Below are 10,292 nucleotides of genomic sequence, written 5' to 3'. Positions count from 1 at the left end.
CCGGCGAGGCTATGTCACGGGCAGTTGCTCTTCGGTTTGGACAGGGGCGTGCCGGGCCCGCGGTGACCTGGCAGGGTATGCGTCATGACCTCTGAGCGGATCTATGTCGGGAGTTACACCAGTCAGCCGGGTGGCGGCGAGGGGATCGGGTTCGGTCCGCTCGACGAGCTCGCGGTCGCGGCGACCGCCGTCGACCCGTCGTTCCTGGTTCGGTCGGCCGACGGGCGCTTCCTGTACGTGACGAACGAGACCGTCACCGATCCGCCGGAGACCGGCCGCGTCAGCGCGTACGCGATCCAGCCGGACGGCGGTCTGGAGTTCCTGAACGACCAGCCGACCGAGGGGCTGCACCCGTGCCACCTGGGCATCGACCCGACCGGCGCCTACCTGCTCTCGGCCAACTACAGCTCCGGCTCGGTCGCGATCCACCCGATCACCGCCGACGGCTCCCTCGGCGCCGCCACCCAGATCGTCCAGCGCGAAGGCACCGGCCCGAACGCCGACCGCCAGGAGGGGCCGCACGCCCACCAGGTCGCGTTCTTCGCCGGCCACGTCTTCGACGTCGACCTCGGCTCGGACACCGTCTACACCTCCACCCTCACCCCGGAGGGCACCCTCGAAGAGGTCGACCGCCTCCGCGTCCACCCCGGCGCCGGCCCCCGGCACGTGGTCTTCCACCCGACCGGCGCCGCGGCGTACGTCGTCAACGAGCTCGACTCCACGCTCACCGTCTGCTCCCACACCGACGGCAAGCTCCAGGTCGTCCAGACCCTCTCGACCCGCCCCGCCGACACCCCCGGCGAGAACTATCCCGCCGAGCTCCTGATCTCCGCCGACGGCCGCTTCCTCTACGCCTCCAACCGAGGCGACGACACCATCGCCGTCCTCGCCGTCGCCCCCGACGCGCTCTCCGCCACCCTCACCCAAACCATCGACTCCGGCGGCAACTGGCCCCGCCACCTCGCCTTCAGCGCCGACGCCACCCGCCTCTACGCCGCCAACGAGCGCTCCGACACCATCGCCACCTTCACCTTCGAAGACGGCCTCCTGACCCAGGCCGGCGACCCCGCCGCCTACCCCAAGCCGGTCTGCATCCTCCCGGCCTGACCTCACGGTCCGGGGCTCCGGCCCCGGACTAACCGGTGATGTCGGCGGCGAGTTTCTTGGCTTGTTCGCTGGTGAACTGACCGGCGATCTGGACTTCGCCCGCGGTGATGGCACCGTTGACCGTCGGCGCCGAGACGACCTGGTCCTTGACGACGATGGCGAGCTGATTGGCCGGCGGCTTGTTCTTGAGCAGGTCGGCGGTCAGCTTCGCGAACACTTGGGTGCCTTCGGCATCCAAAGTGAGGTTGACGACCCAACCGGTGCCGTACTGATCAGCTGCAGCCACAGTGCGCGTGACGTGCGAGCCGTCGAGCTCGACCGCGCCCAGCGTGTACTGCGTCCCATCCGAGCCGCACCGCACGTTCTCGGCAGCAGGCTCGTTGGTGCAGGCGTTCGGCTTCACCGCTACCACCCGCCGGAACTGCAGCGTGTCCGCCGCCGCCCGCTTCGGCTCCGACGTCCCGTCGAACCGCCGTACGACGACGATTGTCACCAGAACGACCAGAGTGATCAGCAACAGGACCAGTGCGACCACCAGCACGACCGGTCCGCGCCGACGCGGCGCCGGCGGACCGTATGGCGGCGGATACGACTGGGCCATGACAACGCACCCTAGCGCGCTGCCATGGCCCAGTAGCGTCTCAGACGAGCTTCTCGAAGAAGAACTCGTGCTTGAGGAACGACACGTCGTACTCGTGCCCCGGCTGCGGCGGGAGCAGCTGCGCGGCCTGGAACAGCCGCCAGCCGTCCTTCAGCGCATCCAGCCCCGTGGCGTACGGCGGTACGTCGCTGTCGCCGGTGGTCGGCGACGTCTCGCCAGTACCGTCGTACGTCGACCAACCGACGACCCGGGCGTCCAGCGCGGAGGAGGCCAGGTAGAGCACCAGCACCTGCTGGCGGAGCGTCTGCTGCTGAACGGTCATGCGATCACCTTCTTGGCGTGGGGGTTGACGCTGCGCTGGGAGACCACGCGCTGCGGGCGGTTGGACACACGCGTCACCCAGTAGTCCGGGTCGAACGTGTCGTCACCGGTGATCGCCTGCCACAGCTTCACCCGGTTGTAGATCTCCAGCCGGCCGGTCGCGTTCTCGTACCACGGGAACGTCTGACCGAGCTCCCGCGCGACCTCCTCGTCGTACAGGTCCTCGAGGTTCCACAGCCGCACCTGGCGCACGGTGGGGTTGAACCGGATCTTGAACATGTAGCGGTCGATGGAGCTGTCGTTCTTACGGCCGCCGTGCCAGATGCCGTGGTGCAGGAACTGGACCGTGCCGGCCGGGCAGACCAGACGCGTCTGGCCGAGCAGGTTCTGGTAGCGGCCGGTGTCGGACTCGTTGGTGCGCCGCAGGTGGCTACCGGGGACGCTGAGCGTGCCGCCCATCTCCAGCGTCACGTCCTGCGGGTAGTACATGAGCTGGACGTCGAACGCGTCTTCCCGGACGTCGATGATCGCGTCACCGTGCAGGTTCTGCGCCTCACCCTCGTTCGCCTTGCGGATGTGAACGGCGTGGTGATCGACCGTCGGCTCCGGACCGACCAGACTGTGGATCGCACCGGCGACCTCAGGCAGCTGGACCAGCCGCTGCACGAACTCGCTGTCCGCGAACGCCTCCGACAGCGGAGTGCCGTAGGGGACGCCGGGGATGCCGTTGTCGAGGACCTCGATCGCCTGCCGGTTCATCTCCTCCGGTACGACGGCGTCCATCCGGAGCGACCCCGTCGCCACGAAATGCGCCATCTGAACCGAGGTGAGCAGGTTCTTGCGATGCGGATGGGGCATGGTTCTCCCTCTCGGGGTGGTGGTTACTACTCCACAACGCTAGGTCGGTCCTCCGTTGAATTGCGTGGGTTGTGATCACCACTGGTGGTAATTTTTCACCATGATCGCGCTGCCCCTAGCCGCGCCGCCCGAAGTCGTCAACGTCGGGTCCGGAATCCACGGCACCCATTCCCGCCGCGACATCTTCCAGCTCCCCGACCTCTGGCAGCTGCACCTCTACTCCTACTCGGCCGACCTGACCATCGCCGGCACGACGTACGCCGTCGCCCCCGGCTACGTCTCGCTGACGCCGGCCGGCGTACAGGTCCAGTTCGACTACCGCGGGCGCTCAGAACACCTCTACGCGCACTTCCGCCCCGCCGCGACCGGAGAGCCGTCGTACCTCCCCGCAGTACAGGACGCTGGTGCCGCAGCCCCCGCCCTGTCCGCCCTACTCCGTTCCGCCACCGAAGCGTCCCCCTCCGGCTCAGCCCGCGTTTCTGCCGAGGTCTGGACCTTCCTCTGGCGCCTGGCAGACCTGGCCGCCGCCCGGTCCGCAGCAGACCCTCGCCATCCAGCCGTAGCCACCGCAGTAGCTCACATAGAGGCCCACCTGACCCACCCCCTCACCGTCCCAGCCCTAGCCAGAGCTGCCGGCGTCTCCCACAACCACCTGACCCGCCTCTTCCAATCCGACCTGGGCACGACCGTCATCGCCTACATCCGCGAACGCCGCCTCACCCGAGCCCGCCACCTCCTGACCTCCTCCACCCTCTCCATCCCAGCCATAGCCGCCTCGGTAGGCATCCCCGACCTCCAGGCCTTCAACAAGGCCTGCCACCGAGAGCTAGGCGCCTCCCCCCGAACGGTCCGGGACGCCGCAGCTACGCCTAACTGACCGCCAGAGCGGCGAGGCCCTCCGTGAGGACGCCTCGGGTGATGCGGACGCAGTCCTCGCGGTCGGGTCCGGTCAGAGCCTGGTGGGACCAGAGGACGACGTCCTCACGCGCACGGAGACGGCGGTAGTAGCGGACGGCGTCCTGGTCGAGGTCGTGCGGCCCGTAGCCGGAGAGGAAGGCCTCGATCTGGGTCGGGTTGCTGGGGCCGACGTCGCCCATGCCACCCAGCATGAACATGAGGTCCTGCTCACGCGGGGCGAGGACGACGTCGTCCCAATCGATCAGGTGGAGCTGGCCGTCGGCGACCAGCACGTTCCCGAGGTGAGGGTCGCCGTGACAGGCCACTCGCGGCCCGCTGGGCGCAGGAGGGTCAGCAGCCAGCAGCTCGGCGATGGTGTCCGCAAACGCGGCCCAGAGCCCAGCCAGCTCCTCCTCGACCGCATCCGCCGGCGACTGGAGGCGGTCACGCACCTCGGCCGCCGCGGCCGGAACGCTCGCATCGATCGGACTGTGCTTCGGCAACGCGTCCCGAAGCCGGGCCGGCGGCTCCGTGTCATGCACCCGCCGCAGCAGTACGCCGTACTCCGCCCACTGCTCGACCGTCAGCCCACTCTCCGCCGCCCGCACCCCGTCGATCCACGGCGTCACCGTCAGCCGCTTCTTGGCCCCGTGAAACGTCCAGAGCCCGTCCTCGACCGTCCGCACCACCTCCGGCACCCCAGGCAACCCGCAGTCACCCAAGTACGCCGCCACCTGGTGCCCCGTGTTCGTCCCGGCGCCACTCCACTTCACGGCGTACACATTGGTCGCCGTCCTGGCCCGCCAGACCTGCGCGGCCACGTCCGCCCCATGCCCGACGGGTGAGAGTTCCACCACATCCAGCCCGAAGTCGTCGTACAACCACCGCCGCAGCAACGTGTCACCCACGCCGCCCAGCATGCCCGCCCGAACCACCCACGGCGACCCGTTTACAGCCAGGTGAGCCGACCGCGTACCCGCCGGCTCACCCCCACCTCAGCGGTAGTTGACGAACTGGACCGCGAACTCCAGGTCCTGCCCCTTGATCAGCGCCTGAACCGCCTGCAAGTCGTCCCGGCTCTTGCTCGAGACCCGCAGCTCATCGCCCTGGATCTGCGCCTTCACGCCCTTCGGCCCCTCGTCGCGAATCAGCTTCGACAGCTTCTTCGCGTTCTCCTGCGTGATCCCGGCGTCGATCGTCGCGGTGATCTTGTAGATCTTCCCCGACAGCTTCGCCTCGTCCGCCTCCAGCCCCTTCAGCGAGATCTGCCGCTTCACCAACTTGTCCTTGAACACATCCAGAACGGCGTTCACCCGCTCCTCCGTGTTCGCCTGCATCTCGATCGACTCACCCGACCACTTGAGCTGGGCATCCACGTTCTTGAAGTCGAACCGCTGACCGATCTCCTTGATCGCCTGGTTCACCGCGTTGTCCACCTCCTGGCGGTCCACCTTGTTCACGATGTCGAACGAAGACTCCGAAGCCACAGCCACTTCCCTTTCCGATTTGCCGACACACCCACCTACTGTTGTATCGTCTCCCACGCCGGTTCACGAACCGGCAGCACCCTGGCGGGTTGCCCGAGCGGCCAAAGGGAGCAGACTGTAAATCTGTCGGCTTATGCCTACGCAGGTTCGAACCCTGCACCCGCCACAGGCGCAAAAGAGGCCCCTGACCTGCGAGAACGCAGGTCAGGGGCCTTCTTCGTGTTGTCCGGTTGCTACGGGTTGTCTACGGCTGTTCCTGCCCTATTTCTGCCCTGGTTTTCGGCGGGGCTTGCCCGGCTTCGCGGGTGCCTCGTCGCGCTCAACCGCTCGCTGCAGGACAGCTAGTGCGGTCTGGGCATGGCCGTCGATGCATCCGGCGTAGACCTCCAGCACGACCTTGACCGAGTTGCCTGCCCACTCGGAGACCTGGAGGGCGGTCACGCCGGCGTTGAGCTGGTAGGTGATGCCGGCGTGCCGTAGGTCGTAGGGACGGGCTGCGAGCTTCTTGGCGATCTGATCCGCCGTCAGCACCTTGCCGCGCGCCTTGGCCCAGACCCGGCCCACGGTGTTCGGATGGACCGGCTTGCAGTAGGCCGGCGGCACCGGTCGCCCGAACCGGCCAGTCCGAGTGACGAACAGGTGGCCATCCGGTCCAGTGCCGAAGCGGTCGAGGTGGCTTCTGAGGAGCCGGACGAGAACCGGCGGGATCGGTACGCGCCTCGTCGTATTCACTGGCCGGTGTTTCAGCGATCGCTCCTGCCGGACGGCTCCGTCGTCCGTCCAGCGCTCACCGGACTGCTGAGTCGATCCGTCGAGTAGCAACTCACCCCATCCTTCCGCCGGCAAGCTGGCGAGATTGTCCCGATTGAGATGCCGTGCTTCGGCTGGGCGCATTAGTGCGAAGTACATGCAGCCGAAGTAGGCGACCATCCACGGGCAAAACTCCTCGATCGCGGCCAGGAGTAGATCGACGGTGCGTCGGTTCGGCTCCACAACTACTACGTCGAGCATGGGTTCGTGCATGTTCGAACTGCCGAGGTTTCAGGTCGCATGAGTGGAGCTCTTTTTCAGCTAGATCTTGCCGCGCTATGACCTGCGGGCGCTGGCAAGTTCACGCGGTCGATCCTTTAACTCTCGACCGCGGGTGTCCGCTTGCCACTCACTTTCCGGTGATGTTGTAAAGCCACTGAAGTTGCTGTTATTGGCCAAGCTTCTTGGCCATGTCGAATAGGCGTCCAATAATATTGATCTGATCATCGGTGATTGCGGGTCCGGACTTTTCGGAGGCTCCGCCGAGGGTCTGTTGAATTAGCATTGTCTCAACTACCTTCAGTCGAGCCTCGGCTTGCTTCGATGGATCGACATCCTGGAGGAGTGGGCCGGTTGTCACGATGTTTAGCTCTAGGTGACGCGCGTGTTCCTCCCTGCCGCGGTGGCGTGCGGACTGGCGTGCGGCGTAGCTAGCCAAGCCTCCGAGTGCTAAGGCGATAGAAACCTTGCCGATGATCAGGCTCCAGTTGGTGGCCGCATCTTTCTCGGTTATGAGTAGAGTGCCGGCCGCGACTGCGGCAAATGCAGCTAGGACGATTGCGCCGAGTCGCCAGTTGTTTGCTGACTCTGCCTGTTCTCGCGCTTCTTTCCCATATGCATTTGCTGTCCCGGCGGCAGCGAAGACGCTTACGAGATCTCCGGCCTCCGCGATCTTCGCCTGGATGGCCTCTACTGACTTGACGGCGGATTGTTCCGCAGTTTCGCGTGCGCTGTCTGCCTCGGAGACGATGGTAGATAATGAACTCTGAAACTCTTTCGCTCTCGCTTCTTGGGCTTCGGAAAATTGCAACTGAAACGCCGAGATTGCCTGATCCGCCCGCTCGGCAGACCTTGCGACCTGGTCGGCAATCGCGGTGCGTTGAACATCGAGCGACATGATCTGCGTGCTTAGTTCGTCAAGCTGCTGAGTGACGCGCTGGGTCGTTTGATCTGTGTTGATTTGTGCGCTCTCCGCAAACAGTGTGGCTAGAGCGCGGGTATCCTCGAGATCGCTCGCCGCCTTCTCGATCTCCGCCTTCAATCCGCTGAGTTGTTGGCCCGCGGATCGTCTGTAGGTCGATGCCGCCTCTGTGACAGCTTCTCGCCAGTCGCCGGTCTGTGATGGCCATTGCGCGAGTACGGCGGCGACCTCGTCGACCGCGTCCGTAAACGCGACAGCTGCAGGTCGAGTAACGGATTCGAGGGCGGCTAGTGCGCCTACAGCGGCCTGCAATTGCTCCAACCGGGTCTTGAGTGAGCTCGGGAGCGGCTTGGGTAGAAGTTGTGGAACGGTTGATGCAACGACGACGAGGCAGTGGTCCAGAATCATCTGAGATCGCTCGACGATTCCGTCGTCCTCGGCGTCTACTGTCGAGAGATATTCCGGAGTCATGGAGTCCAACGTGATCCGGATGTCTGTTACAAGCTTGTCGAACTCGAAATCTGCTAGGTGCTCGACGTAGTCCATAGTTGCCCCCCACAGGCAGTACTCAGAGTAGCCCTCTGGGTGAAGATACCACTGTGTGTAGTGGTTCGGGCTGGCTACTCGAAGTCCCTGTCACACGTAGCGCTGTCCCTGGCCTCCAAGCAGGAGCCCGGCTCGCTCACCGTGGGCACCGCCAAAGCTTGGCGGCGACCCGGCCGCCGACGTGGCACCGTCGAGACCTTCTCCATGGGGTGGCCGCCCTCATCTTGCCCCTGGGACTCGTCGAACGGGCATACCGCCAGGTCAGAGGCCAAGTCGTGGTCTGGACTGTAAATCTGTCGGCTTATGCCTACGCAGGTTCGAACCCTGCACCTGCCACAGGCGCAAACAGCCCCTGACCTGCGACACGCAGGTCAGGGGCTGTTCTCGTCTGCCCGGCCAAGTCCGGCTCCCACCGGAGATCTACGGCTGCCCATGCCACCCGCGTGCCACCGCCTCTGGGTGGCTGTTCTTGTGTCTGGCGGCTAATTCGGGTGCGGGGGCGGGGGTGGCGGAGCAGCATGGGGGGATGTTGAGCCGCGAGGAGTTGGGGGAGTTTGAGCGAGACGGAGTCGTGCGGCTGTGTGGTGCCTTCAGTGAGGGGGATGCGGCTCGGATGCGGGCTGTGTTGTGGGGGGAGTTGGAGGCGCTGTATGGGATGGTGCCTGGGGATCGGGCGACCTGGACTACGGTGCGGCCGGTGCGGTTGAGGGTTACTAAGAGGGATCCGGGGGCGGGGGTGATTTTGGGGCCGGTGGTTCGGGAGGCGCTTGGGCAGTTGTTGGGGGAGTGGGTGGAGCCTGTGCATCAGGGGCAGGTGTTGGTGACTATGCCTGAGGGGCGGGCGTGGGGTGTTCCGCATCGGATGTGGCATGTGGATGTTGGGTTTGGTCTGCCGCGGGAGAGGTTGGGGGCGGTGAAGATTTGGGCGTTGTTGGACGATCTGCAGCCTGGCGGTGGGGGGACGCCGCAGATCGCGGGCTCGCATCGCGTCATCGAGCGGCTGGTGGATGACAACCCCGATCTCGGGCGTGACGACGTGCTGACGTCGCACGAGTGGTTCCGGCAGCTCTGCCGGGAGGATCGGCCTGTGGGATGGACGCCGGCGGGCGACATTGACGGCGTCCCGGTTCGCGTTGTGGAGCTGACTGGCCGGGCTGGAGATGTCTACATCACGCATCCGTGGGTCCTGCATTCGATTGCGACCAACGCCCGCGAGACGCCGCGGATGATGCGTAGCCGCGTCATTTGGCGGACGACGGAAAGTGTCGGAGCCGTCGGATAGAACGGGATGATGAGATACGGATTCATCTTGCCGGGCGGGAATGCGACTGAGCAGTTGGAGCAGGCGGTGCTGGCGGAGGGGGCCGGCTGGGACGGCGTGTTCGTGTGGGAGGCGGCGTACGGGGTTGAGCCGTGGGGGCTGTTGTGCGCGATCGCGGCGCGGACGGAGCGGATTCGGCTGGGGACGATGCTGACGCCGTTGCCCTGGCGGCGCCCGTGGAAGGTGGCCAGCCAGGTGGTGACGCTGGACCAGATCTCGGGTGGGCGGGCGACGATCGCGGTCGGGGTGGGCGCGGTCGAGACGGATCTGCCGAACACGGGTGAGGAGCTGGATCTGCGGGTTCGGGCCGAGCAGCTCGACGAAGGTATCGACCTGATGCGCGAGCTGTGGAGCGGCGGCCTCAGTTATCAGGGGCAGCACTACCGGTACGAGAGTGAGCGCGACGACCTGATGGGGAGGCCGGTCCAGGAGCGCATTCCGATCTGGGTGGTCGGGGTGTGGCCGCGGCCGAAGTCGATGCGGCGGGTGTTGCGCTGCGACGGCGTCCTCCCGCAGTACGGCGGTCCGGGGTCGCCGGCGGAGTTGCGCGAGCTGAAGCAGTGGCTGGTTGAGCGTGGTGCGGGGGAGCACGAGGTGATCGCCGAGGGCGAGACGGCCCCAGGCGGAGAGGTCAAGGAGTGGGCGGACGCCGGGGCGACCTGGTGGATGGAGACGCGCTGGGCGTTGCCGCACCATTCGCCGGAGCGGATGCAGGAGGTGCGGGAGCGGATCGCGGCCGGTCCGCCTAGGGGTGCTTGACGAGGTAGACGTCCACGGCGTCTTCGGAGTCGAGGGTGAAGCCGTGGCGCTCGTAGAGGCGGCGGGCCGGGCTGCCCTGGAGGACGTTCAGGCGGATGGTGCCGGGGGTCGTGGCCAGGACCTGGGTCAGGACGCCGGTGCCGACGCCGCGGCCCTGGAGAGTCGGATCGAGGTAGAAGTGCTCCAGCCAGACCGCGTCGGCCGCCGGGCGGAGGGCGATTGAGCCGGCGAAGCGGCCGGTGACCTCGATGATCCGGGTGTTGGCGGGGTCGTAACCGTCGCGGAGGCGCTGGCGGACGCGGACGGCGTCGTACCGGCCGAGGCGGGTGAGGTCGGGGCGGAGGACGACGGCGCGGAGGGCGGCGATGGGTTCGACGTCGGCCGGGGTCGCGGGGCGGAGTCGCCACGCGGTGCGGGTGCGGTCGGGCATGGGGTGGACTTTAG

General features: G+C 66.5%; 12 protein-coding genes and 1 tRNA gene. 5 read left to right on the top strand and 8 right to left on the bottom strand.

All coding sequences use genetic code 11. The features are described 5' to 3' along the window. Window positions 1–84 precede the first annotated feature (84 nt). Window positions 85–1,107, top strand: coding sequence for a lactonase family protein (locus tag ACZ6ZD_RS04595; protein WP_465668310.1), 1,023 nt, complete (start codon window positions 85–87; stop codon window positions 1,105–1,107). A 28-nt stretch (window positions 1,108–1,135) separates the two neighbouring features. Here the strand turns inward: ACZ6ZD_RS04595 and ACZ6ZD_RS04590 are convergent, their stop codons facing one another. From ACZ6ZD_RS04590 to ACZ6ZD_RS04580, 3 genes are read right to left on the bottom strand one after another with little or no spacing between them, the layout of a single operon-like run. Further along, window positions 1,136–1,708, bottom strand: coding sequence for a SecDF P1 head subdomain-containing protein (locus ACZ6ZD_RS04590; protein WP_465668308.1), 573 nt, complete (start codon window positions 1,706–1,708; stop codon window positions 1,136–1,138). A 40-nt stretch (window positions 1,709–1,748) separates the two neighbouring features. Beyond that, the gene (locus ACZ6ZD_RS04585) at window positions 1,749–2,030 is read right to left on the bottom strand and encodes a hypothetical protein (protein WP_465668306.1); all 282 of its coding nucleotides are present in this window, start codon (window positions 2,028–2,030) and stop codon (window positions 1,749–1,751) included. After that, window positions 2,027–2,887: a phytanoyl-CoA dioxygenase family protein gene (locus ACZ6ZD_RS04580; RefSeq protein WP_465668304.1), complete on the bottom strand. Its 861-nt coding sequence runs from the start codon at window positions 2,885–2,887 to the stop codon at window positions 2,027–2,029. The genes ACZ6ZD_RS04585 and ACZ6ZD_RS04580 overlap by 4 nt, the downstream gene beginning before the upstream one ends. Window positions 2,888–2,987: 100 nt before the next feature. Between ACZ6ZD_RS04580 and ACZ6ZD_RS04575 the strand changes: the two genes are divergently transcribed. Next, complete coding sequence (locus ACZ6ZD_RS04575; protein WP_465668302.1) at window positions 2,988–3,764, top strand: helix-turn-helix domain-containing protein; 777 nt, start codon at window positions 2,988–2,990, stop codon at window positions 3,762–3,764. Here ACZ6ZD_RS04575 and ACZ6ZD_RS04570 read toward each other — a convergent pair. Together ACZ6ZD_RS04570 and ACZ6ZD_RS04565 are read right to left on the bottom strand one after the other, a co-directional pair. Beyond that, window positions 3,757–4,692 (bottom strand): phosphotransferase enzyme family protein, encoded by a 936-nt coding sequence (locus ACZ6ZD_RS04570; protein WP_465668301.1) that lies wholly within the window; start codon window positions 4,690–4,692, stop codon window positions 3,757–3,759. The genes ACZ6ZD_RS04575 and ACZ6ZD_RS04570 overlap by 8 nt on opposite strands. 87 nt (window positions 4,693–4,779) lie before the next feature. Next, a complete protein-coding gene (locus ACZ6ZD_RS04565) occupies window positions 4,780–5,271 on the bottom strand; it encodes a YajQ family cyclic di-GMP-binding protein (RefSeq protein ID WP_465668299.1) in 492 nt (163 codons plus the stop codon). Between the two features lie 83 nt (window positions 5,272–5,354). On the opposite strand from ACZ6ZD_RS04565, the gene ACZ6ZD_RS04560 reads away from it, so the two are divergent. Then, window positions 5,355–5,437: transfer RNA gene (locus tag ACZ6ZD_RS04560), tRNA-Tyr, on the top strand. A gap of 95 nt (window positions 5,438–5,532) precedes the next feature. Here the strand turns inward: ACZ6ZD_RS04560 and ACZ6ZD_RS04555 are convergent. Together ACZ6ZD_RS04555 and ACZ6ZD_RS04550 are read right to left on the bottom strand one after the other, a co-directional pair. After that, on the bottom strand, window positions 5,533–6,294 hold the full coding sequence (locus tag ACZ6ZD_RS04555) for a hypothetical protein (protein WP_465668297.1): 762 nt from the start codon (window positions 6,292–6,294) through the stop codon (window positions 5,533–5,535). Window positions 6,295–6,469: 175 nt separating this feature from the next. Beyond that, entirely contained in the window at window positions 6,470–7,768 is a 1,299-nt protein-coding gene (locus ACZ6ZD_RS04550) for a hypothetical protein (protein WP_465668295.1), read from the bottom strand. A 526-nt stretch (window positions 7,769–8,294) separates the two neighbouring features. Here ACZ6ZD_RS04550 and ACZ6ZD_RS04545 point away from each other — a divergent pair. Together ACZ6ZD_RS04545 and ACZ6ZD_RS04540 are read left to right on the top strand one after the other, a co-directional pair. Next, complete coding sequence (locus tag ACZ6ZD_RS04545) at window positions 8,295–9,050, top strand: phytanoyl-CoA dioxygenase family protein (RefSeq protein WP_465668293.1); 756 nt, start codon at window positions 8,295–8,297, stop codon at window positions 9,048–9,050. Between the two features lie 9 nt (window positions 9,051–9,059). After that, window positions 9,060–9,848, top strand: coding sequence for an LLM class flavin-dependent oxidoreductase (locus ACZ6ZD_RS04540; RefSeq protein WP_465668291.1), 789 nt, complete (start codon window positions 9,060–9,062; stop codon window positions 9,846–9,848). On the opposite strand, the gene ACZ6ZD_RS04535 is transcribed toward ACZ6ZD_RS04540, so the two are convergent. Further along, window positions 9,835–10,278 (bottom strand): GNAT family N-acetyltransferase, encoded by a 444-nt coding sequence (locus ACZ6ZD_RS04535; protein WP_465668289.1) that lies wholly within the window; start codon window positions 10,276–10,278, stop codon window positions 9,835–9,837. The two genes, ACZ6ZD_RS04540 and ACZ6ZD_RS04535, sit on opposite strands and share 14 nt — an antisense overlap. Between the last annotated feature and the right edge of the window lie 14 nt (window positions 10,279–10,292).

It is taken from the genome of Kribbella sp. NPDC104218 (assembly GCF_055584105.1).
Note: the sequence above shows the minus strand (reverse complement) of the source record. Positions and strands in the feature narration are given on the sequence as shown.

Excerpts from the sequence above, each read along its gene's own strand:
- ACZ6ZD_RS04595 (WP_465668310.1), top strand. The coding sequence starts at position 85 with ATGACCTCTGAGCGGATCTATGTCGGGAGTTACACCAGTCAGCCGGGT.
- ACZ6ZD_RS04590 (WP_465668308.1), bottom strand. The coding sequence starts at position 1,708 with ATGGCCCAGTCGTATCCGCCGCCATACGGTCCGCCGGCGCCGCGTCGG.
- ACZ6ZD_RS04585 (WP_465668306.1), bottom strand. The coding sequence starts at position 2,030 with ATGACCGTTCAGCAGCAGACGCTCCGCCAGCAGGTGCTGGTGCTCTAC.
- ACZ6ZD_RS04580 (WP_465668304.1), bottom strand. The coding sequence starts at position 2,887 with ATGCCCCATCCGCATCGCAAGAACCTGCTCACCTCGGTTCAGATGGCG.
- ACZ6ZD_RS04575 (WP_465668302.1), top strand. The coding sequence starts at position 2,988 with ATGATCGCGCTGCCCCTAGCCGCGCCGCCCGAAGTCGTCAACGTCGGG.
- ACZ6ZD_RS04555 (WP_465668297.1), bottom strand. The coding sequence starts at position 6,294 with ATGCACGAACCCATGCTCGACGTAGTAGTTGTGGAGCCGAACCGACGC.
- ACZ6ZD_RS04550 (WP_465668295.1), bottom strand. The coding sequence starts at position 7,768 with ATGGACTACGTCGAGCACCTAGCAGATTTCGAGTTCGACAAGCTTGTA.
- ACZ6ZD_RS04545 (WP_465668293.1), top strand. The coding sequence starts at position 8,295 with ATGTTGAGCCGCGAGGAGTTGGGGGAGTTTGAGCGAGACGGAGTCGTG.
- ACZ6ZD_RS04540 (WP_465668291.1), top strand. The coding sequence starts at position 9,060 with ATGAGATACGGATTCATCTTGCCGGGCGGGAATGCGACTGAGCAGTTG.
- ACZ6ZD_RS04535 (WP_465668289.1), bottom strand. The coding sequence starts at position 10,278 with ATGCCCGACCGCACCCGCACCGCGTGGCGACTCCGCCCCGCGACCCCG.